24 protein-coding genes are annotated in these 22,912 nt (G+C 64.4%); 14 read left to right on the forward strand and 10 right to left on the reverse strand.

All coding sequences use genetic code 11. The features are described 5' to 3' along the window. The 4 genes from WN73_RS14535 to flaF all read left to right on the forward strand — a co-directional run. On the forward strand, positions 1-1,187 hold a 1,187-nt coding region (locus tag WN73_RS14535), incomplete at its 5' end, for a DUF1522 domain-containing protein (RefSeq protein WP_271553410.1). Between the two features lie 323 nt (positions 1,188-1,510). Further along, the gene (locus WN73_RS14540) at positions 1,511-3,784 is read left to right on the forward strand and encodes a DUF1522 domain-containing protein (protein WP_271553411.1); all 2,274 of its coding nucleotides are present in this window, start codon (positions 1,511-1,513) and stop codon (positions 3,782-3,784) included. 217 nt (positions 3,785-4,001) lie between these two features. Further along, positions 4,002-6,293: a DUF1522 domain-containing protein gene (locus tag WN73_RS14545; RefSeq protein ID WP_011088584.1), complete on the forward strand. Its 2,292-nt coding sequence runs from the start codon at positions 4,002-4,004 to the stop codon at positions 6,291-6,293. Positions 6,294-6,587: 294 nt separating this feature from the next. Continuing rightward, the gene (gene flaF / locus WN73_RS14550; RefSeq protein ID WP_008554779.1) at positions 6,588-6,956 is read left to right on the forward strand and encodes a flagellar biosynthesis regulator FlaF; all 369 of its coding nucleotides are present in this window, start codon (positions 6,588-6,590) and stop codon (positions 6,954-6,956) included. Positions 6,957-7,180: 224 nt separating this feature from the next. Here flaF and WN73_RS14555 read toward each other — a convergent pair whose 3' ends face one another. The 4 genes from WN73_RS14555 to WN73_RS14570 form a co-directional block, all read right to left on the reverse strand. Further along, a complete protein-coding gene (locus tag WN73_RS14555; protein WP_271553415.1) occupies positions 7,181-7,540 on the reverse strand; it encodes a hypothetical protein in 360 nt (119 codons plus the stop codon). Positions 7,541-7,698: 158 nt separating this feature from the next. Beyond that, the gene (locus WN73_RS14560; RefSeq protein ID WP_011088582.1) at positions 7,699-8,196 is read right to left on the reverse strand and encodes a hypothetical protein; all 498 of its coding nucleotides are present in this window, start codon (positions 8,194-8,196) and stop codon (positions 7,699-7,701) included. Between the two features lie 11 nt (positions 8,197-8,207). Further along, positions 8,208-8,576 (reverse strand): flagellar assembly peptidoglycan hydrolase FlgJ, encoded by a 369-nt coding sequence (flgJ, locus tag WN73_RS14565; protein ID WP_038967161.1) that lies wholly within the window; start codon positions 8,574-8,576, stop codon positions 8,208-8,210. Further along, a complete protein-coding gene (locus WN73_RS14570) occupies positions 8,576-9,700 on the reverse strand; it encodes a flagellar basal body P-ring protein FlgI (RefSeq protein ID WP_028173283.1) in 1,125 nt (374 codons plus the stop codon). The genes flgJ and WN73_RS14570 overlap by 1 nt, the downstream gene beginning before the upstream one ends. 269 nt (positions 9,701-9,969) lie before the next feature. Here WN73_RS14570 and WN73_RS14575 point away from each other — a divergent pair, with 269 nt between their 5' ends. After that, positions 9,970-10,383 (forward strand): flagellar assembly protein FliX, encoded by a 414-nt coding sequence (locus tag WN73_RS14575; protein WP_028173284.1) that lies wholly within the window; start codon positions 9,970-9,972, stop codon positions 10,381-10,383. A gap of 157 nt (positions 10,384-10,540) precedes the next feature. Here the strand turns inward: WN73_RS14575 and WN73_RS14580 are convergent, their stop codons facing one another. After that, entirely contained in the window at positions 10,541-10,912 is a 372-nt protein-coding gene (locus WN73_RS14580; RefSeq protein ID WP_028173285.1) for a winged helix-turn-helix transcriptional regulator, read from the reverse strand. Between the two features lie 149 nt (positions 10,913-11,061). Between WN73_RS14580 and WN73_RS14585 the strand changes: the two genes are divergently transcribed. Beyond that, positions 11,062-11,673: an NAD(P)-dependent oxidoreductase gene (locus WN73_RS14585; RefSeq protein ID WP_011088577.1), complete on the forward strand. Its 612-nt coding sequence runs from the start codon at positions 11,062-11,064 to the stop codon at positions 11,671-11,673. A gap of 215 nt (positions 11,674-11,888) precedes the next feature. After that, the gene (gene dksA / locus WN73_RS14590; RefSeq protein WP_008554760.1) at positions 11,889-12,254 is read left to right on the forward strand and encodes an RNA polymerase-binding protein DksA; all 366 of its coding nucleotides are present in this window, start codon (positions 11,889-11,891) and stop codon (positions 12,252-12,254) included. Between the two features lie 280 nt (positions 12,255-12,534). Here the strand turns inward: dksA and WN73_RS14595 are convergent, their stop codons facing one another. Next, the gene (locus WN73_RS14595) at positions 12,535-12,933 is read right to left on the reverse strand and encodes a winged helix-turn-helix transcriptional regulator (RefSeq protein ID WP_271553425.1); all 399 of its coding nucleotides are present in this window, start codon (positions 12,931-12,933) and stop codon (positions 12,535-12,537) included. A 96-nt stretch (positions 12,934-13,029) separates the two neighbouring features. Between WN73_RS14595 and WN73_RS14600 the strand changes: the two genes are divergently transcribed. Together WN73_RS14600 and WN73_RS14605 are read left to right on the forward strand one after the other, a co-directional pair. Next, positions 13,030-14,058 (forward strand): SDR family oxidoreductase, encoded by a 1,029-nt coding sequence (locus WN73_RS14600; RefSeq protein ID WP_011088575.1) that lies wholly within the window; start codon positions 13,030-13,032, stop codon positions 14,056-14,058. A 108-nt stretch (positions 14,059-14,166) separates the two neighbouring features. Next, entirely contained in the window at positions 14,167-14,946 is a 780-nt protein-coding gene (locus WN73_RS14605) for a 2-keto-4-pentenoate hydratase (RefSeq protein ID WP_011088574.1), read from the forward strand. Positions 14,947-15,221: 275 nt separating this feature from the next. Here WN73_RS14605 and flgH read toward each other — a convergent pair whose 3' ends face one another. The 4 genes from flgH to flgF are packed head-to-tail and all read right to left on the reverse strand — an operon-like array spanning position 15,222 to position 18,709. Continuing rightward, positions 15,222-15,986, reverse strand: a complete 765-nt coding sequence (gene flgH / locus WN73_RS14610) for a flagellar basal body L-ring protein FlgH (protein WP_011088573.1) — start codon at positions 15,984-15,986, stop codon at positions 15,222-15,224. A gap of 3 nt (positions 15,987-15,989) precedes the next feature. Continuing rightward, positions 15,990-17,132 carry a flagellar basal body P-ring formation chaperone FlgA gene (gene flgA / locus WN73_RS14615; RefSeq protein ID WP_028173290.1) on the reverse strand — a complete coding sequence of 381 codons (1,143 nt, stop codon included), beginning with the start codon at positions 17,130-17,132 and terminating at the stop codon, positions 15,990-15,992. A 10-nt stretch (positions 17,133-17,142) separates the two neighbouring features. Continuing rightward, entirely contained in the window at positions 17,143-17,931 is a 789-nt protein-coding gene (gene flgG, locus WN73_RS14620) for a flagellar basal-body rod protein FlgG (protein WP_011088571.1), read from the reverse strand. A gap of 16 nt (positions 17,932-17,947) precedes the next feature. Next, a complete protein-coding gene (gene flgF, locus WN73_RS14625) occupies positions 17,948-18,709 on the reverse strand; it encodes a flagellar basal-body rod protein FlgF (RefSeq protein ID WP_271553431.1) in 762 nt (253 codons plus the stop codon). 385 nt (positions 18,710-19,094) lie between these two features. On the opposite strand from flgF, the gene fliL reads away from it, so the two are divergent. The 5 genes from fliL (at position 19,095) to WN73_RS14650 (ending at position 22,905) form a co-directional block, all read left to right on the forward strand. Further along, on the forward strand, positions 19,095-19,595 hold the full coding sequence (fliL, locus tag WN73_RS14630) for a flagellar basal body-associated protein FliL (RefSeq protein ID WP_027548517.1): 501 nt from the start codon (positions 19,095-19,097) through the stop codon (positions 19,593-19,595). A gap of 29 nt (positions 19,596-19,624) precedes the next feature. After that, positions 19,625-20,827, forward strand: a complete 1,203-nt coding sequence (gene fliM / locus WN73_RS14635) for a flagellar motor switch protein FliM (protein ID WP_011088568.1) — start codon at positions 19,625-19,627, stop codon at positions 20,825-20,827. After that, a complete protein-coding gene (locus WN73_RS14640) occupies positions 20,824-21,270 on the forward strand; it encodes a DUF6468 domain-containing protein (RefSeq protein ID WP_060908203.1) in 447 nt (148 codons plus the stop codon). The genes fliM and WN73_RS14640 overlap by 4 nt, the downstream gene beginning before the upstream one ends. Before the next feature lie 10 nt (positions 21,271-21,280). Continuing rightward, a complete protein-coding gene (locus tag WN73_RS14645) occupies positions 21,281-22,042 on the forward strand; it encodes a MotE family protein (RefSeq protein ID WP_011088566.1) in 762 nt (253 codons plus the stop codon). Between the two features lie 662 nt (positions 22,043-22,704). Continuing rightward, complete coding sequence (locus WN73_RS14650; RefSeq protein WP_039185590.1) at positions 22,705-22,905, forward strand: hypothetical protein; 201 nt, start codon at positions 22,705-22,707, stop codon at positions 22,903-22,905. Positions 22,906-22,912: the final 7 nt, after the last annotated feature.

Below are 22,912 nucleotides of genomic sequence, written 5' to 3' on the forward strand. Positions count from 1 at the left end.
AGAACGCCCCGGTTCCGGGATCGAGCAACGCTCCGGCGATCCCGAGCGGCTTCGGTGTCAGCGGCAACGTCCTGACCGATGGCGCCGGCAACTCGACGGTCTATCTGCAGTCCGGCACGGTTGCCGACGTGCTGAACGCAATCGACCTTGCCACCGGCGTGCAGACCTCCTCGATCGCGGCCAACGGCACGGCGACGCTGAGCCCCGCAACCGGTCAGATCGCCTCGTCGATCAACGCCTCCGGCCAGCTCAAGCTGTCCACCGGCGTCAACGCCGACCTGTCGATCACCGGCACCGGCAATGCGCTGAACGTCCTTGGACTTGCCGGCAACACCGGCACGGCCTCCGCATTCTCGGCGGCACGCACCTCGGGTGTCGGCGGTCTCACCGGCAAGACCTTGACCTTCTCCTCCTTCAACGGCGGCACGGCGGTCAATGTCACCTTCGGCGACGGCACCAACGGCACGGTTAAGACGCTCGATCAGCTCAACTCGAAGCTTCAGGCCAACAACCTGACGGCGACGATCGACGCCAACGGCCTGCTGACGGTTTCCACCACCAACGACTACGCGTCCTCGACCATCGGTTCGAGCGCCGCGGGTGGTGCGATCGGCGGTACGCTGACGACGGCGCTGACCTTCTCGACGGCTTCCACCCCCGTCCAGGACACGGTTGCGCAGACCTCTCGTGCCAACCTGGTCAACCAGTACAACAACATCCTGAACCAGATCGACTCGACTGCGCAGGACTCCTCGTTCAACGGTGTCAACCTCTTGAACGGCGATCAGCTCAAGCTGGTGTTCGACGAGACTGCAAAGTCCAGCCTGAGCATCACGGGCGTGACCTACAACTCCAAGGGTCTCGGCCTTGCTGCGCTGACCAGCGGTGTCGACTTCATCGACAACGCTGCCACCAACAAGGTGCTGACCAACCTGAACTCGGCGTCGAGCACGCTGCGCTCGGAAGCTTCGGCTCTGGGTTCGAACCTGACGATCGTGCAGGTTCGTCAGGACTTCAACAAGAACCTGATCAACGTGCTGCAGACCGGCTCGTCCAACCTGACCCTGGCCGACACCAACGTCGAGGCCGCCAACAGCCAGGCGCTGTCGACCCGCCAGTCGATCGCAGTCTCCGCGCTGTCGCTGGCCAACCAGTCGCAGCAGAGCGTGCTGCAGTTGCTCCGCTAACAAGCGGCAGACATCGCAGGCAAGATCCGGCGGCGGGGCTTCGGCCCCGCCGTTTTTCTTTTATCGCTCGAGATTTTGAGAGGCAGGCGACACTCCGAAAAGTAACCAGCGGTTATGGTTAATGGAACGTAAGCGCAAAAAATTGCCAATGACTTCAGGCTGATTGCCATCTCACTCTGAGCTTCCCACCCTCCTATGGTGAACCGGCGCTTATGCAGACGATGTTCGTTTCACCCTTTGTTAGCCATGTCACGGCACGCTGGCCCCGTCACTCGATCCAGAAGCGATCGAACGAAGACGCGTAAGCCAGAAGGGTAAGAGTCATGTCCGGTATTGTTCTCTCTGCGTCGGTTCGTCAGAACCTCCTGTCTCTCCAGTCCACCGCTGATCTTCTCGCCACCACACAGAACCGTCTGTCGACCGGCAAGAGCGTCAACTCGGCCCTGGACAATCCCACCAACTTCTTCACCGCGCAGTCGCTCGACAACCGCGCCAGCGACATCAACAACCTGCTTGATGGCATTGCCAACGGCGTGCAGGTGCTGCAGGCGGCCAACACCGGCCTGACCTCGCTGCAGAAGCTGATCGACTCCGCGAAGTCGATCGCCAATCAGGCGCTGCAGACCACGGTCGGCTACTCCACCAAGTCGAACGTCTCCACCACGATCGCGGGTGCGACCGCGGCCGATTTGCGCGGCACGACGAGCTTCGCCAGCGCGACGGCGAGCAGTAACGTGCTGTACAACGGCACGGCCGGCGGCACCACCGCGGCAGGTTCGTCCACCACCCTCGGTGCGAGCCAGGGCTCGTTTGCGGGTACCGGGGGTCTTGCGGCTGACGGTACGACCGGCATCTCGTCGGCCACCACGCTGCTCGGCACCACCGCGAGCGGCAAGCTGACCACCGCTCCGACGGATGGCGACACGCTGACGGTGAACGGCAAGACCATCACCTTCCGCACCGGCACTGCGCCGGCTTCGAGCGCCGTTCCGAGCGGTTCTGGTGTCAGCGGTCATCTCGTCACCGACGGCAGCGGCAACACCACGATCTATCTCGGTGACACCGCCACGACTTCGACGCTGGCGACCGTGGGCGACATTCTGGCCGCGATCGACCTCGCTAGCGGTGTCAAGACCTCGACGATCTCCGCCGGTGCTGCGACTATCGGTGCCGCCTCCGGCGCATCGCCGTCGACTGCCGCTGCGGGCGTCGTGACGCTCAAGAGCTCGGTCGGTGCCGATCTGTCCGTGACGGGCAAAGCCGACTTCCTGTTTGAGCTCGGTCTGACGGGGGCGACGGGTGGTGGCAATGCCACCGTGACTGCGACCCGCACGACCAGTGCCTCCTCACTCGGCTCGCTGCTGCAAGATGGCTCGTCGCTGAATGTCGATGGCCACGTCATCACCTTCAAGAACGCGCCGGTCCCTGGCTCGAGCAACGCCCCCGCAGTTCCGAGCGGCTTCGGTGTCAGCGGCAACGTCCTGACCGACGGCAACGGAAACTCGACGGTCTATCTGCAGACCGGAACCATCGCCGACGTGCTGAAAGCGATTGACTTTGCCACCGGCGTGCAAACGTTCACGCTCAACGGCAGTGGTGGCGGTACGCTAGCGACCGCGGTCGGACAGGCCGCATCGACGATCAACACGTCTGGACAGCTCAAATTGTCGACTGGCATCAACGCTGACCTGTCGATCACCGGCACCGGCAATGCGCTCTCCGTACTCGGCCTCGCCGGCAACACCGGAAGCGCGACCGCGTTCTCCGCCGCCCGCACCTCCGGCATCGGCGGCATCGCCGGCAAGACCTTGACCTTCACCTCCTTCAACGGCGGCACGGCGGTCAACGTCACCTTCGGCGACGGCACCAACGGCACGGTCAAGACGCTCGATCAGCTCAACACCAAGCTTCAGGCCAATAACCTGGCAGCGACGATCGACGCCAACGGCCTGCTGACCATCACGGCCTCCAACGACTACGCATCCTCGACGCTCGGCTCGACGACCGCCGGCGGAGCGATCGGCGGCACGCTGACGTCGGCACTGACGTTCTCGACGGCTTCCAACCCCGTCCAGGATGGCGTTGCGCAGACGGCCCGTGCCAACCTGGTGTCTCAGTACAACAACATCCTGAACCAGATCGACACGACCTCGCAGGACTCCTCGTTCAACGGTGTCAACCTGCTCAATGGCGATCAGCTCAAGCTGGTGTTCGACGAGACCGGCAAGTCGAGCCTGAACATCACCGGCGTGACCTACAACTCCAAGGGTCTGGGCCTCGCCGCGCTGACCGTCGGCGTCGACTTCATCGACAACGCCGCAGCCAACAAGGTGCTGACCAATTTGAACGCCGCGTCGAGCACGCTGCGCTCGGAGGCGTCCAGCCTCGGCTCGAACCTCTCGGTGGTGCAGATCCGTCAGGACTTCAACAAGAACCTGATCAACGTGCTGCAGACCGGCTCGTCCAACCTGACGCTGGCCGACACCAACGTCGAGGCGGCCAACAGCCAGGCGCTGTCGACCCGCCAGTCGATCGCGGTCTCCGCGCTGTCGCTGGCCAACCAGTCGCAGCAGAGCGTGCTCCAGCTGCTCCGCTAGTAAGTAGCGGAAATAACTTGGTAAAATAGAGCGGCGGGGTTTTGTGCCCCGCCGCTTTTTTGCGTCCGGAGGCGGGCAGGGGCGTTCATTCGCCATTAACCCTATCGCTTAAACCGGCGTTAACCATACTTTAAAGGACACCTCCTAAAACTGGACCAAAGCCCGCTTTCGAGACCGCGCGGCCGATTCGTATCCGGTTCAAGAGGAAGACTCGCCAATGTCCAACATCGTTCTCTCGGCGTCAGTTCGCCAGAACCTGTTGTCGCTGCAGTCGACGGCCGACTTGCTGGCCACGACGCAGGAGCGGCTGTCAACCGGCAAGAAGGTCAACACGGCGCTCGACAATCCCACCAACTTCTTCACCGCGCAGGGGTTGGACAACCGGGCGAGCGACATCAGCAACCTGCTCGACGGCATCAACAACGGTGTGCAGGTGCTCCAGGCCGCCAACACCGGCATCACCTCGCTGCAAAAGCTGATCGACAGCGCGAAATCGATCGCCAATCAGGCGCTGCAGACCACGGTCGGTTACTCCACCAAGTCGAACGTCTCCACCACGATTCCCGGTGCGACACCGGCCGATCTGCGCGGAACGACCTCCTACGCGAGCGCAACCGCCAACAGCAACGTGCTCTATACCGGTGCAGCCGGTGGCGTGACCCCGGTGACGGGGACTGCCGCGCTCGGCGCCTCACTGGGGTCGAACGCGGGCTCGGCGGTCGGTTTTGCCGCGACCGCCGCCGACGGCACCACCGTACTGTCAGGTACCGCCACGCTGCTCGGCACCACGGCATCCACCACCTTCGGCGCGCCCCCTGCGGACGGCGACACCATCACGGTGAACGGCAAGACCATCACCTTCCGCACCGGGATCCCGCCGACGACGCAGCCGACCGGCTGGGGTCTCGACGCCAGTGGACACATCGCCACCGACGGCAATGGCAACTCGATCGTCTATGAGGGAACCGCGGTTGCGCCCAGGGCGACCGTCAACGACGTCCTCAGCGCGATTGACCTCGCCAGCGGCGTCAAGACCGCAACGATCAGCGCAGGCGCGGCGGCCATCGCTGTCAGCGGTTCGACCGGTCCCATCGGTACGCTTCAGGTGGCATCGTCGATTTCGGGCGGCGGCCAGGTCACGCTGAAGAGCTCGACCGGCGCCGATCTGAGCGTGACCGGCAAGGCTGACTTCCTCAACAAGCTCGGTCTGACGACGGCGACCGGCGCAGGCAATGCGAACGTGACCGCGAACCGGTCGACGACCGCGGGCTCGCTCGGCACCCTGGTCCAGGACGGCTCGACGCTGAACATCGATGGTCACACCATCACCTTCAAGAACGCCCAGACGCCACAGTCGGCGGCCAGCGTGACCTCGGGTGGCGTCAACGGCAACATCGTCACGGACGGCAACGGCAACTCGACCGTCTATATCCAGAGCGCGACGCTCACCGACCTGCTCAACTCGATCGACCTTGCCACCGGCGTCAAGACCGCCAGCATCTTCAACGGCGCGGCGTCACTGACGACCACTGCGGGCCAGATCCCGTCGTCCGTCAACAGCAGCGGCCAACTTGCGCTCTCCACCGGCATCAACGCCGACTTGTCGATCACCGGCACCGGCAACGCGCTCCACGCGTTCGGCCTCAGCGGCAACACGGGAACGGCGACCGCCTTCACCGCGGCGCGCACCTCCGGTGTTGGCGGTGTCAGCGGCAAGACGCTGACCTTCACTTCCTTCAACGGCGGCACGCCGGTGAACGTCACCTTCGGCGACGGCACCAACGGCACCGTCAAGACGCTCGACCAGCTCAACGCGCAGCTTCAGGCGAACCATTTGACGGCGACGATCGACGCCAATGGCTTGCTGACGGTGACCACCGTCAATGAATATGCCTCCTCGACGCTCGGTTCGACAACTGCGGGCGGCACGGTCGGCGGCACGATCACCGGCATTCTGGCCTTCACCACCGCGCAGCCGCCGGTCCAGGATCCCGTCGCGCAGACGGCGCGCTCGAACCTGGTCAACCAGTTCAACAACATTCTGGCGCAGATCGACACGACGTCGCAGGACTCCTCCTTCAACGGCGTCAACCTGCTCAACGGCGACACGCTGAAGCTCGTCTTCAACGAAACCGGCAGCTCAACGCTCGGCATCAACGGCGTGGTGTTCAACGCGGCAGGCCTCGGCCTCAGCAACCTCGTCAACGGCGTCGACTTCATCGACAACGGCGCCACCAACAAGGTGCTGACCAGCCTGAACGCGGCCTCGAGCACGCTGCGCTCGGAAGGTTCGGCGCTCGGTTCGAACCTCTCGATCGTGCAGGTGCGTCAGGACTTCTCCAAGAACCTGATCAACGTGCTGCAGACCGGCTCATCGAACCTGACGCTCGCCGACACCAATGAGGAAGCGGCCAACAGTCAGGCGCTGTCGACCCGCCAGTCGATCGCGGTCTCCGCGCTGTCGCTCGCCAACCAGTCGCAGCAGAGCGTGCTCCAGCTGCTCCGCTAATTTCGCAGCGCAAGACCGCTACTCGAGATATCGCGGCGGGGCTAACGCTCCGCCGTTCTTTTTACGGAGATCGCTAAGGCAGGATTAGCTGAGATTGATGCCCATCACGCGAAGCAAGTTTACAGCGTGTGTGCGTGCATCTAGCTTTGCGCTGACGAAGAAACTCCGCGACCCGTAATTATCCGGAGTGCTTCCAAGCGCACACGTAAGCAAATCTTAAGCGGTGCTGCCTAGGGTTGGGAAAGAAATCCTTAAGCGCGTTCAACGGGCTAGGTAACCTCCAGGGTGTGATTGATGTCGAATTCCGCTGCCTCGGCTTACGCGCGTGTTGCAACGACCACCGCATCTCCTCGCGACATCGAGGCGCAGACCCTGCTCAAGGCCGCCAACAAGCTCCAGGATGCGGTGAACAACGCTGATCCGCTCAGCGAGCAGACCATGCAGGCGCTGATGTTCAACCGCAAGCTCTGGACGATCTTCCTGAGCGAGGCGATGCGCGACAACAATCCGCAGCCGATCGATGTCCGCCAGAAGATCGCCAACATCAGCGTGTTCGTGCTGAGCCAGACCGCGGCGCTGCAGATGAGCCCGCAGTTCGATCACTTCCGCCCGCTGATCGAGATCAATCGCAACATCGCTGCCGGTCTGTCCGGACGGCCGTGATGGAGGCCAGTCATGGCCGACCTCTGGCGCATTGGTTGTGGCCGTGTATCAGTTGAACGTTCTATCGGGGGCCAACATCCCGGGCTCGTCGAGGGCGGCCCGTTCCGCTTCGGCATTGCCAAGTTCACGCTGACGGATACAGGCAAGGCGCGGATCAGGATCTTCGTGACCAATCCTGCGACCGGCTCGACCTATTCCCGACAAGACCCTTGGGCGCCCGAGCGTCAGGCGCTGACATCCGTATTGAGCGGACGCGAGGGTTTGGACTTCAGATCCTCTGCATGGAAATAAGCTCGCCGGCGCAGCATCGCTTCGTCGGGGAACTGATTGACCACGGCGTCGGTCCTGTCGTTGACGACCTGGAAGACGAAGGATGCGGCGGCCTGGTCGAACACCACCTGCCGCGAGATGTTCTCGCTGTTCGGCAAATCATTGCGCACGGGCGCGCTCGTATCGCTCGCGGCGACCGTCTGGCTCACCGGCAAATCAGTTTGCACGGCCTCGATCGCCGCCGTATTCGACGTCGTCATGATCTGCGCGGGGGCCGGTATCCCCACCGGCCTGATGCTGAAATCTGTACTCATGGCAGCCTCCTGGTTGCCTCGTCCGAGTCAAATCCCAACCCCTCTCAATGCGCAACCATGGAACACCAGGATTGAAGGCCCGGTAAGGAAACGTGACTAACCGCGCGACGATATCGCCGCGCGGTTTTTCGTAAAATTGTCGCTTGTTTTCTGCGCGTTCAGAGCGAGCGGCTGACGGTGAGCGGGGTGATGTGGCGCGGGCCCGGAGTGGCGCGGCGTCCCGCGGCCGTATAGGTGTTCGGCACGTTGCGCTTCTGGATCTCGGCATTGACGCCGCGCACGACGCTCTCGGAGACCGCGTGCGCGGTCGCGAGCACGGTGAGATTGACCTGGAGCATCGCGCGGAACGCATCGTGATGCCGATGCAGCGTCGAAAGCAGCTCGGGCGCCGATTTCGCGAGCTGGGCCTGGTTGGCCTTCAGCTGGCTGACGGCGCCGACATAGTTTCGCGACAGCTCCTGTTTCCTGCTCTCGAGCATCATCGCTTCGCGGACGTTGCCGGCGCGAACGAGTTCGGTCTCACGCTCGATCAGTCCGAGCAGGGCGCTCATCGCATCCATCAGGTCTTCGGCGAGCTTGCGCGCCTGGGCGTTGCCGGGCGCGGTGTTCGGGCGCTGCGCTTGCATCGGCTGGCGTGAGGCGGTGAACTGGTTCATCTCGTTTGACCTTATGCCGTGCGGACGGTTTTCGCCTGCTGCATGATGAGAGTGCGGTAGACCTCGGTGGCGACGCCGACGCCGCCGGCTTTGGCGAAGTTCTTGGAATACTGCTCGGTCAGCATCGAGCGCCATACGCCGGTGCCCGTCGTGTCGCCGAACGGGCCTTCGCCCTTCAGGCCCGAGGTCATCTGCGAGAACATGCTGTTGAGGAACATCGCCTCGAAATCGGTGGCGGTCTTCTGCGCCTTGGCCTGCTGCTGCGGCGAGACCTTTTGCAGCGCGGCGGCGAGCTCGAAGTCGGGCCGGCCGTTGCGGCTTTCCACCGAGAAGGCCGAGGAGGCGGCGGCGCGCGGGGTGTTGATCATGCTCGTCTGCATCACATCACCTCGATATCGGCTTCGATCGCGCCGGCGGCCTTGATCGCCTGGAGGATGCTGATCATGTCGCGGGGGCCGATGCCGAGGCCGTTGAGGCCGTCGACGAGCTGCTGGAGCGAGACGCCATCCTTGACGAGTGCCAACTTCCTGCCGTCCTCGGTAACGCTGACGCTGCTGCGCGGTGCGACCACGGTCCGCCCTCGGGACAGCGGATTGGGCTGGCTCACCTGCGGGCTTTCGGAGATCGTGACGGTGAGGTTGCCTTGTGCCACCGCGACGGTGGCGACGCGAACGTCGCGGCCCATCACGATGATGCCGCTGCGCTCGTCGATGACGATCTTGGCGGCGAGATCGGGGTCGACCTGGAGCTGCTCGATCTCGGTGAGGAAGGCGACGACGTTGCCCTTGAACTCCGGCGGAATCGAAAGCTGCACCGTCGATGGATCGATCGGCTCGGCGGTCTTGACGCCGAGATAGTCGTTGACAGCCGCCGCGATGCGTTTGGCGGTGGTGAAGTCGGCATTGCGGAGTGCCAGGCGCACGTTCGGCAGCCGGTTGAGCGCGAACTCGATCTCGCGCTCGATGATGGCGCCGTTGGCGATGCGCCCCACGGTCGGAACGCCGCGCACGATCTTCGCCGCTTCGCCCTCGGCCTGGAAGCCGGAGATCGCGAGCGAACCCTGCGCGACCGCATAGACGTTGCCGTCGGCGCCGAGGAGGGGCGTGACGAGCAGGGTGCCGCCCTGGAGGTTCTTGGCATCGCCGAGCGCGGAAACGGTGACGTCCATGCGCGTGCCTTGGGTGGCGAAGGCCGGCAGATTGCCTGTCACCATCACGGCGGCGACGTTGCCGGTGCGGATGGTGGCGCCGCGGATGTTGACGCCCATGCGCTCGAGCATCGCTTGCAGCGACTGCTTGGTGAAGGGGATGTTGTTGAGCGTGTCGCCGGTGCCGTTGAGGCCTACGACGAGGCCGTAGCCGATCAGCTGGTTCTGCCGCACGCCCTCGATATTGGCGAGGTCCTTGATGCGCGAGGTCGCGCTTGCGGACGTGACCGACAGCGCCAGCGCTGACAGCGCGGCGCAGGCCACCCCAACAATCCTCACCCAACGAACGCCTGGCATCCTCTGCTCCCCGAGGCTCCTCAAATCTCGGACCATCCTCGACACTCCCATGACGAGCTGGTCCGACGCTTTCCTTGCGAGTGCTGTGCCAACGCGGGGCAGTGGGCGTAGGTCGCTGAATAGGTTGAATAAAGCTGTTTCGACCGGTGTCAGCGGGCGTTGTCCCTGAGGAGCGAAACTGCCGCCTGTCGGCAGATTTTGCCGGGCTGTTTACGTGCCGTTAACCATAGAACAGCGAAGGTGAGGCATCGATCACCCGGATTGCTGCGATGCGCATCTACGGACCGAACGGCACCACGCTTGGAACGCCGGCCAGCCAGGCCAGGCGGACGGGCTCCGGCACCTTCGTCTTGCCCGACACCTCGTCGGCGCAGGAGACGCGAGCGGCTGCGGCGCCGAAAGCAGCGGCCAACATCGATGCCCTGCTCGCGTTGCAAGGCATCGAGGAGGATCCGGTCGAGCGCCGCAAGCGCTCGGTCGCGCGCGGCAGGACCGCGCTCGACGTGCTCGACGATCTCAAGATGGGCCTCTTGTCCGGCAATCTCGACGCGTCCACCGTGATGCGGCTGCGCGACGCTGCGGCGAACCTGAAATCGTCCTCGGGCGATCCCGGTCTCGATTCCGTGCTGTCCGAGATCGAGCTGCGCGTCGAGGTCGAGCTGGCGAAGGCGGGACAGGCGTAGTCGGGCAGGCTGTCGTCGCCCGGCTTGACCGGGCGACCCAGTATTCCAGAGACAGTAGTTTTGAATCGAGACGCCGCGGCGTACTGGATGCCCCGGTCAAGCCGGGGCATGACAGCGAAATTTCGTGTGAGCGCGCCGCGTACGTTTGAGAAAGGGCTTACGCCGCCTCCTCCTCCTTCTGCGCGTCGTAGCGGCGCTGGGCGGCGAGCACGTCCTTCAGATTCTGCTCGGCCCAATCGCGCAACGGATCGACGGCCGCGGCGAGTGTCAGCCCGAGCTGCGTGATCGAATATTCCACCGTCACCGGTACGGTCGCGATGGCGCGGCGCTTGATCAGGCCGTCGCGTTCGAGCGATTTGAGAACCTGGCTCAGCATCTTCTGCGAAATGCCTTCAATCGTGCGACGCAACTGATTGAAGCGCATCGGCTCCTCGCGCAGCAGCAGGAGGATCAGCACCGCCCATTTGTCGCCGACGCGATCGAGAATCTGGCGCGTGGGGCAGTTCGCTGCATAGACGTCGGGCTTCATCTTCGGGTCCTCGATCCATTGAAGTCGCTTGCCGGCTCGCTTGCCGGTTACTCCTGCGTAATCAGGTGAGCACAAAGTGCTCTCTTAACACCAGCTTTCTTTGAGATATCTAGTCGCTGCTAGTTACCACAGAAGCAAAGGAGCCTTCCATGAAAATCGCAGTCGCCGGCGCCTCGGGCCGGGCCGGGTCGGAGATCACCAAGGAACTGTCCCGCCGCGGCCATAGCGTCACGGCCATCGCCCGGAACCCCGAGAAGATCGCGGCCCTGCCGAACGTCACACCCACCAAGGGGGATGTGCTCGACCAGGCGGGTCTCGCCAGGCTGTGGGCCGGGCACGACGTCGCCGTGAGTTCCGTGCACTTCCTGGCCAGCGACGCGCTCAAGCTGATCGGGGCAGCCAAGGACTCCAAGGTCGGCCGCTATCTCGTCGTTGGCGGGGCTGGCAGCCTGGAGGTTGCACCAGGCGTGAAGCTGGTCACAACTCCCGGTTTTCCGGCCCAATACAAGGCCGAGGCGGAGGCTGGCTCCGCCTTTCTCGACCTGCTGCGGCAGGAAAAGGAACTGAACTGGACCTTCATCTCGCCATCGGCGCTGTTCGTCGAGGGCGAGCGCACGGCCAAGTTCCGGCTCGGGACCGATCAGCTTCTCGCAGATGCGAACGGCAAGAGCTGGATCAGCTTCGCCGACTACGCCATTGCGCTTGCCGACGAGGTCGAGCGGCCGGCCCATTTGAGGCAGCGTTTCACGGTCGGATACTAGGCCTTCGGCCGCTCCCGGGCCCTTGCGGATAAACCTTCCTGTGCAAGGGCTTGGGGGCGCCGGCTGGGCGATCAGGGAAATATTGTCTGTCACAGGAGGCCGCTATATAACGCCCCGCTCAACGGACCCCGTTCCGTTTGCGAGTCGTTGCTTAGACAGATAGGCCGCCCTTGGAAAAGTTGAAAAACTACCGACCGACCGAAAAAGAGCCTTTCATGAACGACCGGCAGAAGGAGTACTTCCGGTTGAAGCTCCTTGCCTGGAAGGATGAGATCCTCAAAGAGTCCAAGCTCACCCTGCAAGCCCTGCAGGAGGAGAACGTGAACCACCCCGATCTCGCCGATCGGGCATCGTCCGAAACCGACCGCGCCATCGAACTCCGCGCCCGCGACCGCCAGCGCAAGTTGATCGCCAAGATCGACGCCGCGCTTCAGCGTATCGAGGACAACACCTACGGTTATTGCGAGGACACCGGCGAGCCGATCTCGTTGAAACGGCTCGAGGCCCGGCCCATCGCAACACTCTCGGTGGAAGCGCAGGAGCGCCACGAGAAACGCGAGAAGGTCTATCGCGACGAATAGAGTCAGAGCCGCAGCGATGCGGCTCTTTGTTTTTGGACGCAAGGCGCCATTTCGCGCCGCGGTCAGGATATTGCCCGTCGCTTGCCGTCGCGCTTCAACGCGCGACCGCAATCGCGAAAAATGAATCGCGATCAATGAGCTAGAGTCACATCCTCCGAGCTCACGTGAGTTCGGATGAGAAACAGCCTTCACTTCAGGTGCGGGAGATTTTGCGAGTCGCATCAACGGGATCGACTCGAACGCTGAGACACCGATCCAGCTGCATCAAGCATCGCTGCAATCAGGCCTGGTGCGACGCCACGAGGCGCGCGGCCCCATAAAGCCTGGACCAGCTCAATATTTCCTTAAACGCCGGCAACAGGCCGTAGGCCGCATCCGTCAGCTCGTACTCGACCCTCAAGGGCTTCTCCGCGAAGACGGTTCGCGACACCAGTCCGTCCTGCTCGAGCTCGCGCAGCTGCGTGGTCAGCATGTGCTGGGTGATGCCGCCGATCGATCGCCGTAGTGCGCCGAAACGGACCGCGCCGTTCATCAGCGCTAACAGGATCTCCAGCTTCCACTTGCCGCCGAGCGCGTGGATGGCCCGCTTGAAGTCGGCGAGCAGGGCAGGGTCGGGGCTGCAATCGCAGTCGCCGTCGCAGGCACTGGTCAGGTTTTCCATACCGGTCTCGAAATCCATTCTACTTGTTCGCAAGCACATAGTGACCAGATGCCGCCTTGAGCAGGGCCTTGATGGAACCAATTCGCCGGCCCGTGCAACGAGGGGAATTTGGCAATGAGCATTGTTCTGGTCACGGGCGGGTCGGGTTTCGTCGGCATCCATGTCGTCCTGCAACTTCTGGCCGCCGGCCACACGGTGCGGACAACGGTGCGCCGGCCGGAGCGGCAGGCCGACGTGCTGGCCATGCTGCGCGAGGGCGGGGCGGCATCGCCCGAGAGCCTGTCCTTCTTCACCGCCGACCTCGTCCGGGACGAGGGGTGGCGTGAGGCCGTCGCGGGCTGCGACTACGTTCTCCATGTTGCCTCGCCGCTCTCGACCAGTGTTCCCAAGGATGAGGACGAGATGATCATCCCGGCGCGCGACGGCACGCTGCGGGTGCTGCGGGCCGCGCGCGAGGCCGGCGTCAGGCGCGTGGTGATCACCTCGTCGCTGGGTGCGATCGGGTATGGCCACAAGCCGCGGGAAAAACCGTTCGACGAGACCGACTGGACCAATCTCGGAGGTGCCGACGTGCAGGCTTACATCAAATCCAAGACGCTGGCCGAGCGGGCGGCCTGGGATTTCGTGGCGCGCGAAGGCGGCGGGCTCGAGCTCTCGGTCGTGAACCCCGCCGGCATTTTCGGTCCCGTGCTGGGGCCGGATTTCTCCGGCTCGATCGAGATCGTCAAATCGCTGCTCGACGGTGCCATGCCGGCGGTGCCGCGGGTCTATTTCGGCGTGGTCGACGTGCGCGACGTGGCCGACCTTCATCTGCGGGCGATGACCGCGCCTGAGGCGAAAGGCGAGCGCTTCATCGCGGTCTCCGGCGAGGCGATGTCGATCCTCGATATCGCCAGGGTGCTGCGGCGGGAACTCGGACCGAGGGCACGCCGGGTTCCACGGCTCCAGGCGCCGGACTGGCTGGTGCGCCTGGCCGCCAACCGGATTCCGCTGCTGCGTGCGGTCGTGCCGATGCTCGGAAGGGTGCGGCATTCCACCAGCGCCAAGGCTCGGTCGCTGCTCGGCTGGCAGCCGCGCTCCAACGATGAGGCGATCCTCGCGACGGCCGAGAGCCTGATCCGGCTTGGCCTGGTCAGGGCGTGAAGCCGCTGTTTGGCCGACCTTAGGACCGTCCTTTGGGCCGCGCTTGTCAGGCCGCAGCGGGGATGCTGAAGTGTCGCCCTCGAATGCGTAGCGTGGGAGGCGGCGCCGATGGACAACATTCTCGAAGCCGCAAAGGCGATCGCGCTGGCGCGCCGCAACCATGCGCCGCTTGCGGCGCTCGAGGTTCCGCCAGCCGACGAGGCCGAGGGCTACCAGGTCCAGCGTGCGCTGCACGATCTCCTGCTGCCGCATGCCGGGCCGCTCGTCGGCTACAAGATCGGCTGCACCAGCCAGGTGATGCAGGACTATATCGGCATCCCGCATCCCTGCGCCGGCGGCGTGTTCCAGAAGGGCGTGCACGATAGCGGGGTGAAGCTCGCGGCTTCCAAATATGTCCGGGTCGGCGTCGAATGCGAGATCGCGGTGCGGCTGCAGCGTGACCTTGCCGCCGGCGAGGCGCCGTTCACGGCCGAATGGGTCGGCGAGGCCGTCGATGCCTATCATCCCGCGATCGAGATCGTCGACGACCGCTATGTGAAGTGGGAGACGATGGGCGCGCCGACGCTGATCGCCGACGATTTCTTCGCCGCCGGCTGCGTGCTGGGGCCGTCGGTTCCGCGCTCGTCGGTGCCGGACCTGAAGGCGGTCAAAGGCCGCGCCATCGTCAACGGCGAGGAGGTCGGCCACGGTACCGGCGCCGACGTGCTCGGCCACCCCCACAACGCGCTCGCCTGGCTCGCCAACCATCTCGCCGCCGAGGGCAAGGGTCTTCACGCGGGGCAGCTCGTGCTCACCGGGAGCCTGGTGAAGACGCTGTGGCTGAAGGCCGGCGACAAGGTGCGGATGGAGCTGGACGGGCTGGGCGTGGTGGAGGCGGAGTTCAAGTGAGGGGCGCAACCGCGCTTCTCCGTCATTGCGAGGAGCTCTTGCGACGAAGCAATCCAGAATCCTTCCGCGGGCGCATTTCTGGATTGCTTCGCTACGCTCGCAATGACGGAATTTGAGGCAACTGCGCCGCTATAATCGCACGACCGGCCTGGTTGAGTGTGGCGCACCACGCCAAAATACATGCGGCCTCCGGCAGGGGAGCTACCGGAGGCCGCGTAGTACATCGTCGTTCGCGCCTAGGTTCGCGAACACGATGTGGGAGCTCTTAAAGAGGCTTAGAAGGGCAGCAGCACGTCCATGACCTGCTGGCCGTAGCGCGGCTGCTGCACGTCCATGATCTGGCCGCGGCCGCCATAGGCGATGCGGGCCTGCGCGATCTTGCTGGAGTCGATGGTGTTGTCGCTCTGGATGTCTTCGGGGCGGACGATGCCGGCGACCACGAGCTCGCGGATCTCGTAGTTGACCCGGATCTCCTGCTTGCCTTCGACCACGAGGTTGCCGTTCGGCAGCACCTGCGTGACCACCGCGGCGACGTTGGTCTGCAACGCTTCCTGGCGATTGACCGAACCCTTGCCGTCGGCGGAGGATGTCGAGTCGGTGGTGAGAAGGCGGCCGGGCAGGACCTTGAGCGGCTGCGTGACCGTCTGGCTGCCGATAAAGTCGGTAATTCCCGAATCTTCCTTGGCGGTGCGGCTGCGCTGGGTTTCGTTGGCGATGTTGGCCTTGTCGGTGATGTTCACGGTCACGGTGAGCAGGTCGCCGATCTGGTGAGCGCGCTGGTCCTTGAAGAAGGCGCGGCTGCCGCTGCGCCACAGCGAGTTCGGATTGTAGGAGGCGACTTCCGGCTTCGGCATCGGCATCTGCACCGGCTTGTAGCCGGGCTGCGCCGTCGGATTGTCGATCGCGGACAGTTTCGGTTGCTCGCCGATCTGCGACAGGCGGTCGATCGAGGAGCAGCCGCTTGCCAGCGCGCCAATGGCCAGCAGCAGGGCAGAGATCGCGATGCGACGAGGACGGAAAGCCGAACTGAACGGGGACATGACTTACTCTGACTTGGCTGGAGCTTGCGAGACGCGGGCTTGCGGGATCTGGGCTTGTGCGATCTGGGCCGGAGACGTGGGCGCCTGGATCAGGCTTTGGGCGAGCGCTGCGGCCGCAGCCGCAGGGGCAGGCGTTTCGTCACGCTTGAGCGAGGAGGTCTGCTCGACTGCAGGCGCCATCGGCGGCGACTGGCTCGCGCCCTGGACCGTGATCTGGCCGCGGCCGGTGACGACGCCGGTTAGCGTGCGCTTGGATTGCAGGTTGAGCACGCTGACGGTGTCACCCTCGGCGCCGCTCTCGATCGCCTTGCCGCGCGTGGTGAGGTAGAGCCCGGGCACCTGGTAGATGATGGTGACGTTCTGGTCGCGCTGCACGAAGTCGGGCTTGACGATGTCCGCGACGCGGATCGGCGTGCCCGCCCGCATCGGCCGGCGCAGCTGCATGCCGATGGTGCGGTCGCGCGAGGCGGCCTCGCCGGTGACCTCGGCCTTGGGCCGGCGCTCCAGCGTGACGTCGGAGGATTTCAGGAGGTCGGCGCGGTCGATGTCGCGCGTCAGCACGGCCACTTCCACGGTCTCGATCGCGGTGCCGGTGAAGCGCAGCTTGGTCGGCGCCGGATTGTTGTCGTTGTTGATCTCGAAGGCGATGTCGAAACGGCCGCCGCGGGCGTCGTAACGCGTCGCGACCGGCTGGAGCGCGCCGGTGTTGGAGGCGTCCAGCCGCATGTCGGCGACGCCGCGGTCGAAGGTGACGGTGATGTTGGCGGCATCGCCAAGGCCGAAGCGGCGCTCGAGCGCGGAAGCCACCGCGTTTTCGAGGTCCTTGTTGGCGAGGGTGCGGGCGAGGCGGGTGACCTGGACTTCCCTGATGTCGCCGGTCATCACGCCGATCACCTGCTTTGCGCGCAACACCGACAGGACATGCGCGACCGGCAGCGCGCCGGTGGTGCCGAGATCGGGCGAGCGGTAGACCGGGATCAGCGCGGCCGAGCCGGCATTGTCGATGAGATCGCCGACCCGCACCACGTCGGAGGTCACGGTGACGCTCGCGCGCAGCGTCGGCGCCGCGATGACGTCGTCGGCGGCCTGCGCCGGCAGTGCCAGCAGCAGGAGAGCGGAGATCGTGGCGAGGGTGGTGCGGATCATCGTCATTGCCTCAGCGGAACAGCGCCGTGGTCGATTGCATCATCTGGTCGGCGGCGCTGATGACCTTGGCGTTCATCTCGTAGGCGCGCTGCGCGGCGATCAGGTCGCTCATCTCCGAGACGACGTCGACATTGGCCTGCTCCAGGCTGCCCTGCGTGATCTTGCCGTAGCCTTCGGTGTTCGCGGTGCCGTCCTGCGGCGGGCCGGAAGAGGGCGTCTCGGTGAACTGATTGTTGCCGACGGGCTGGAGGCCCGCCTTGTTGATGAAGCGGGTCAGGCCGAGCTGGCCCTGAACGGCCGACGTCGAGGAACCCGGCAGCGTCACCGAGACCTGGCCCTGCTCGTTGACGGTGAGGCCGGAGGCGTTGTTCGGGATGGTGATGGTCGGTTGCACCGGGTTGCCCTGCGCGGTGACGACGCGGCCCTGGTTGTCCATCTGGAAGGTGCCGTCGCGGGTGTACTGGAAGGTGCCGTCCGGCATCAGGATCTTGAAGAAGCCTTCGCCCGAGATCGCGAGGTCGAGGTCGTTGCCGGTCTGCGACAGCGTGCCCTGCGTCATGCTGCGCGGCGTGCCGACGGTCTTGACGCCGCCGCCGATGTCGACGCCGACAGGCACGATGGTGCCCTGGTCCGAGGCCTGCGCGCCGACGCGGCGGACGTGCTCGTAGATCAGGTCCTGGAACGCCGCGGTCTGCTTCTTGAAGCCGGTGGTGCGCAGGTTCGCGATGTTGTTGGAGATGACCTGGACGTTGAGTTCCTGGGCCGCCATTCCGGTCGCAGCGGTGTGGAGCGCTTGCATGTCAGTGATCTCCTAATCAGGCCGGAACGTCGGCGAGCTTCTCGATCGCCGATTTGTGGAGGTCGCTCTGCTGCTGGAGCAGATTGGCGATGGCGGTGTAGCTGCGCATGACTTCGACCATGCGGCTCATCTCGCCGACCGAGTTGACGTTCGACTTCTCGATGTAGCCCTGTTGCACGGTGGACTTGGTGTCGACCTGCTGGTTGGCCGAGCCGGCGCTGTAGAGGTTGGCGCCGAGCTTGGTGAGCTTGGCTGGATCGTCGAAGGTCACCATGCGGATCTTGCCGCGGATCGAGTCGGTCTTGGCCGTGCCCTCGAGCACCGTGACGGTGCCGTCGGGGGCGATATTGATGTCGTGGTCGGTCGGCTGGAAGGTGATCGGGCCGGCGGTGCCGAGCACGAGGTTGCCGTCGGAGGTGACGAGCTGGCCGGTGCTGCTGAGCGTGAACTTGCCGTCGCGGGTGTAACGCTCGGCGCCATTGGCCTGCACGGCGAAAAAGGCGTTGCCGTTGATCGCCATGTCGAGCGGGTTGTTGGTCGCCTCCATCGGCCCCTGGCCGACGTCGCGGAAGGTGCCGCGGTCCTGCACATAGGAGACCCGGCGGTCGGAACCGACGAAATTGTCCTCACGCGCGTTCGAGTTGAGGTACTCCTCGAACAGCGAATGGTCGGCCTTGAAGCCGTTGGTGTTGGCATTGGCGACGTTGTTGGCGATGACATCCATCTGCCGTTCCAACGTCATCTGCCGTGACAAGCCGATCAGAAGCGCGTTCTGCATCGGAAGATCTCCCCTGAGTGAGATCTGCCTCCTCGCTCTCCCAAGCGCGTTGGCGGACCCCGTGAACGAGACCGTCAGGTTCTCCCAAACCCCCGGGCCTCGGTCCCTTCTCAGCGAAAGCCGTGCCAACGTAGAAAATTGTTAAATATCAATGTCTTGTTGATTTTTCGAGGGTGCGGGAGGGCGGCAGAAAGGTTCTGTTAGCCATGTTTGCCCGGCAGATTTTTCCTAGTGGCGGCCCAATCGAAAGGTTCCGTTAACCATTATTACCGTAGCGTTTGCGTGCAAGAGGAGCGCATTGCGCTGGGGCATTTGTATCGCGTCATTGTCTGCCAGGGGGCTTCGCTCTTTCGATTCCTATAAGAGATGAGCGAGCCGGGCGACCATGGCAGAGAATGAAGCGGAAGGCGGCGCAGCCGCCGAAGGCGCGGAAGCCGCTCCCCCGAAGAACAAGCTCAAGCTCATCATCATGGCCGTCGGCCTGCTCGCCGTCCTCGGCGGCGGCGCGGCGACCTGGTTCTTCTTCTTCCGCCACGGCGACGACGAGCACCATGCCGAGGCGGCGCCCCCGCCGAAGCCGCCGGCCTTCGTCGAGGTGCCCGACATGATGGTCAACCTCGCCGGCGCTCCGGGCGAGCGCGTGCAATATCTGAAGCTGAAGATCGTGCTGGAGCTGAAGGAAGAAAAGCAGATCGAGGCGATCAAGCCGGCGATGCCGCGCGTCACCGACATCTTCCAGACCTATGTGCGCGAGCTGCGCTCCTCCGACCTCAACGGCTCCGCCGGCATCTTCCGCCTCAAGGAAGAGCTGACCAAGCGTGTCAACGCGGCGGTCGCGCCGGTCCAGGTCAGCGCGGTGCTGTTCAAGGAAGTCGTGATCCAGTGACGGCTCAGGGAAGGTAATGGGCTAGCGTCATGGCCGGCAACGAGCAGATGGACCAGGATGCGATTGCCGCCCAATGGGAGGCTTCGCTCGATTCCGAGGATCCCGCGGAGGCCGCGAAGGCCGCTGCCGAAAACGAACTCTCCGAGACCATGGCCCTGCAATGGGCGGCCATGGTCGAGGACGGCAGCCGCGACCTCGGCTCCGGCAAGAACTCCGGCGAGCGGGTGCTGTCGCAGGAGGAGATCGACAACCTCCTCGGCTTCACCGTCGGCGACGTCACGCTCGACGACCATTCCGGCATTCGCGCGATCATCGATTCGGCGATGGTCTCCTACGAGCGTCTGCCGATGCTCGAAATCGTCTTCGACCGCCTGGTGCGGCTGTTGACGACGTCTTTGCGCAATTTCACCTCGGACAACGTCGAAGTCTCGCTCGACCGCATCACCTCGGTGCGCTTCGGCGACTACATGAACTCGATCCCGCTGCCGGCCGTGCTCTCGGTGTTCAAGGCCGAGGAGTGGGACAATTTCGGCATGGCGACGGTCGATTCCAACCTGATCTACTCGATGATCGACGTGCTGCTCGGCGGCCGCCGCGGCACCAGCCAGCTCCGCATCGAGGGCCGGCCCTACACCACGATCGAGACCGAGCTGGTCAAGCGGCTTGTCGAGGTGGTGCTGGCCGACGCCGAGCAGGCGTTCCGGCCGCTGTCGCCGGTGACCTTCACGATCGACCGGCTCGAGACCAACCCGCGCTTCGCCGCGATCAGCCGTCCCGCCAACGCCGCGATCCTGGTGCGCCTGCGCATCGACATGGAAGACCGCGGCGGCAATATCGAGCTCTTGCTGCCTTACGCGACCATCGAACCGATCCGGGGCGTCCTGCTCCAGATGTTCATGGGCGAAAAGTTCGGCCGCGACCCGGTCTGGGAAGGCCATTTCGCCACCGAGATCGGCCAGGCCGAGATCTCCGTCGATGCCGTGCTCTACGAGGCCGACATCCCGCTCAAGCAGCTGATGCGGCTGAAGGTCGGCGACACGCTGCCGCTGGACATGCGCGCGGATGCCAACGTCACCGTGCGCTGCGGCGACGTCACAATCACCGAAGGACGCATGGGCCGGGTCGGCGACCGCGTCGCGATCAGGGTGACGAAACCCCTGCGCAAGCCAAGTACGACACTTGCGATGTTCGAGAAGGTGGACGAGCAGAACAAGATGATGGAGGCCCCATGAACCACTCCCTTGGAATGGCGATCGAGACGCTGGTGGCTATCTTGCTGATGCTCACGATCGGCTACTGCATCCTGCTGAACAAGCGGCTGACGCGGCTGAAGGCGGACGAGCATTCGCTGAAGGCGGTCATTGCCGAGCTGATCACCGCGACCGAGATCGCCGAGCGCGCGATCGGCGGGCTGAAGCTCGCCGTGCGCGACGTCAACGAGAACCTCGGCAGCCAGCTCGCGGCGGCGACCCAGATGTCGGACCAGCTCTACAAGCAGCTGGGCGAAGCCGACAACGTGGTGCGGCGCCTGTCCAAGATCGCGATCGCCGCGCGCCCCGTGACCAGTCCGGAACCGGTTGCCGTGCCGGTGGCCAAGCCCTCGTCGGCGAAGGCGGTGGCGGCTGCGGCCGAAGCCTTCTCCGAGCGCCGACGATCCAACGGCCTTGCCGCATGAAGTCAGGGGTATGAAGTCCTTTCGTAACATCCGCGTCATACCGGTCGTCCTGGTTGCCGTCGCAGGCCTCGCCACGCTCAAGGTCGCGGGCCTCGTGATCAATGGCGGCTATGTCTTCGACTACCAGCCAAACCAGGCCAAGAAGTCCTGGGCGCAGGAGAATCTGAACTTTCCGACGGGACGGGAAGACCCCGACATCACCGGCTCGACCCATGGCGCGCCGAAGGAGGCGCCGAAGCCGGCCGCGCCCGAGACCAAGGCCGAAGGCACCGTGGTCAAGGTGGAGGAAGCCCAGCCGCAGGTCTCGGCCTCGGAGCGCGCGATCCTGGAGCGGTTGCAGTCGCGCCGCCAGGAGATCGAGGCCCGCCAGCGCGAGATCGACATCCGCGAGAGCCTGCTGAAATCGGCCGAGAAGCGCATCGAGAACAAGGTCGAGGAGATGAAGGCGGTGGAATCCCGCATCTCCGCGACCCAGGCCGAGCAGAAGGCCGCCGAAGCCCAGCGCATGAAGGGCCTCGTCACCATGTATGAGGGCATGAAGCCGAAGGACGCCGCGCGGGTGTTCGACCGCCTCGAGATGGGCGTGCTGATCGAGATCGCCTCGGCCATCGCGCCGCGAAAGATGTCGGACATCCTGGGGCTGATGTCACCGGAGGCCGCCGAGCGGCTGACCGTCGAAATGGCCCGCCGGGCCAATGGCGGCGGCGATCAATCCGCCTCGGCCGGCGACCTGCCCAAGATCGACGGCAAGCCGACGCAAAAGCCGAATTGAGGGCTCGAGAGCCGCGGCGCGTTACGGCAACCTGCGCGCAATCGCGCGGTCGTTCGGCCTGCACGCGGCTAGACGCCTTGCGTGTCTAGCTCGCGAACCGCTGCTGAACCCTGCGACCTGCCGAGCTCAGCGGTTTCTCGACGGGAAGGAGGGTCTCGCAGTGCTGCTTGATCAGCGCAGCCTTCGTCATTCGAGTCACGAGATGAAGGGTGCTGTGGCAGCAGGAGCACTCGTATACCTTCAGTGCATAACCCCGCGCGATTGGAAAGACGGCTACGACCGCTCTTGCCTGGCTACATACAATGCAGTTGGCTTCTTCGCTCATTGATTGCTCCCCCAAAAAGTTGACCAATCGAATTCGCATCGCAATGATCACATCTGATTCAGAGTCGTTGATGGACCGCAACACCCCTGAGGTTGTGCGCGCCTGTTCGGCAACCGAGCACGCAGATCAAACGCGCCGGGGAGTGGGGTGATCGCCGCGAGTTTGACGTCCTTGCCGCACGAGGCACGTCGACTCGCGTTGCGGATGCAGCCGAAGCAAGAGGCATCTTCTGAGGCTGCGATGAGTTGACGCGTACAAATGTGAAGTGGAGTACAGTGGCGCCGCAGAGTTCGTCCTAGGCTCCCGCCATTCGCAATCCGCAGCGCGGGAGGAAGCTATGAACTACTCGTCCGTAGCAGAACGCGCAATCGAAGCCGTCAATCGGCTGCTCATCGCGGCGATGACGTTCGCCTGGACATCCGCGCTAGACCATCAGCATGCATGGCCGCCGCAGGGGGAAGATGGCGACGCTGAAGATGACGCTGGTCTCGAGCGAGAGAACTCCTCCGCGCCGGATTGCGCGGGACCGCAACACTGAAGAGACG

It is taken from the genome of Bradyrhizobium sp. CCBAU 45394 (genome assembly GCF_028128655.1).
Lineage (GTDB): Bacteria > Pseudomonadota > Alphaproteobacteria > Rhizobiales > Xanthobacteraceae > Bradyrhizobium > Bradyrhizobium diazoefficiens.

What these genes read in the sequence shown, in the direction of transcription:
- WN73_RS14540 (WP_271553411.1), top strand. Translation starts at nt 1,511, where the DNA reads ATGTCCGGTATTGTTCTCTCTGCGTCGGTTCGTCAGAACCTCCTGTCT.
- WN73_RS14545 (WP_011088584.1), top strand. Translation starts at nt 4,002, where the DNA reads ATGTCCAACATCGTTCTCTCGGCGTCAGTTCGCCAGAACCTGTTGTCG.
- flaF (WP_008554779.1), top strand. Translation starts at nt 6,588, where the DNA reads ATGTCGAATTCCGCTGCCTCGGCTTACGCGCGTGTTGCAACGACCACC.
- WN73_RS14555 (WP_271553415.1), bottom strand. Translation starts at nt 7,540, where the DNA reads ATGAGTACAGATTTCAGCATCAGGCCGGTGGGGATACCGGCCCCCGCG.
- WN73_RS14560 (WP_011088582.1), bottom strand. Translation starts at nt 8,196, where the DNA reads ATGAACCAGTTCACCGCCTCACGCCAGCCGATGCAAGCGCAGCGCCCG.
- flgJ (WP_038967161.1), bottom strand. Translation starts at nt 8,576, where the DNA reads ATGCAGACGAGCATGATCAACACCCCGCGCGCCGCCGCCTCCTCGGCC.
- WN73_RS14570 (WP_028173283.1), bottom strand. Translation starts at nt 9,700, where the DNA reads ATGCCAGGCGTTCGTTGGGTGAGGATTGTTGGGGTGGCCTGCGCCGCG.
- WN73_RS14575 (WP_028173284.1), top strand. Translation starts at nt 9,970, where the DNA reads ATGCGCATCTACGGACCGAACGGCACCACGCTTGGAACGCCGGCCAGC.
- WN73_RS14580 (WP_028173285.1), bottom strand. Translation starts at nt 10,912, where the DNA reads ATGAAGCCCGACGTCTATGCAGCGAACTGCCCCACGCGCCAGATTCTC.
- WN73_RS14585 (WP_011088577.1), top strand. Translation starts at nt 11,062, where the DNA reads ATGAAAATCGCAGTCGCCGGCGCCTCGGGCCGGGCCGGGTCGGAGATC.
- dksA (WP_008554760.1), top strand. Translation starts at nt 11,889, where the DNA reads ATGAACGACCGGCAGAAGGAGTACTTCCGGTTGAAGCTCCTTGCCTGG.
- WN73_RS14595 (WP_271553425.1), bottom strand. Translation starts at nt 12,933, where the DNA reads ATGGATTTCGAGACCGGTATGGAAAACCTGACCAGTGCCTGCGACGGC.
- WN73_RS14600 (WP_011088575.1), top strand. Translation starts at nt 13,030, where the DNA reads ATGAGCATTGTTCTGGTCACGGGCGGGTCGGGTTTCGTCGGCATCCAT.
- WN73_RS14605 (WP_011088574.1), top strand. Translation starts at nt 14,167, where the DNA reads ATGGACAACATTCTCGAAGCCGCAAAGGCGATCGCGCTGGCGCGCCGC.
- flgH (WP_011088573.1), bottom strand. Translation starts at nt 15,986, where the DNA reads ATGTCCCCGTTCAGTTCGGCTTTCCGTCCTCGTCGCATCGCGATCTCT.
- flgA (WP_028173290.1), bottom strand. Translation starts at nt 17,132, where the DNA reads ATGATCCGCACCACCCTCGCCACGATCTCCGCTCTCCTGCTGCTGGCA.
- flgG (WP_011088571.1), bottom strand. Translation starts at nt 17,931, where the DNA reads ATGCAAGCGCTCCACACCGCTGCGACCGGAATGGCGGCCCAGGAACTC.
- flgF (WP_271553431.1), bottom strand. Translation starts at nt 18,709, where the DNA reads ATGCAGAACGCGCTTCTGATCGGCTTGTCACGGCAGATGACGTTGGAA.
- fliL (WP_027548517.1), top strand. Translation starts at nt 19,095, where the DNA reads ATGGCAGAGAATGAAGCGGAAGGCGGCGCAGCCGCCGAAGGCGCGGAA.
- fliM (WP_011088568.1), top strand. Translation starts at nt 19,625, where the DNA reads ATGGCCGGCAACGAGCAGATGGACCAGGATGCGATTGCCGCCCAATGG.
- WN73_RS14640 (WP_060908203.1), top strand. Translation starts at nt 20,824, where the DNA reads ATGAACCACTCCCTTGGAATGGCGATCGAGACGCTGGTGGCTATCTTG.
- WN73_RS14645 (WP_011088566.1), top strand. Translation starts at nt 21,281, where the DNA reads ATGAAGTCCTTTCGTAACATCCGCGTCATACCGGTCGTCCTGGTTGCC.
- WN73_RS14650 (WP_039185590.1), top strand. Translation starts at nt 22,705, where the DNA reads ATGAACTACTCGTCCGTAGCAGAACGCGCAATCGAAGCCGTCAATCGG.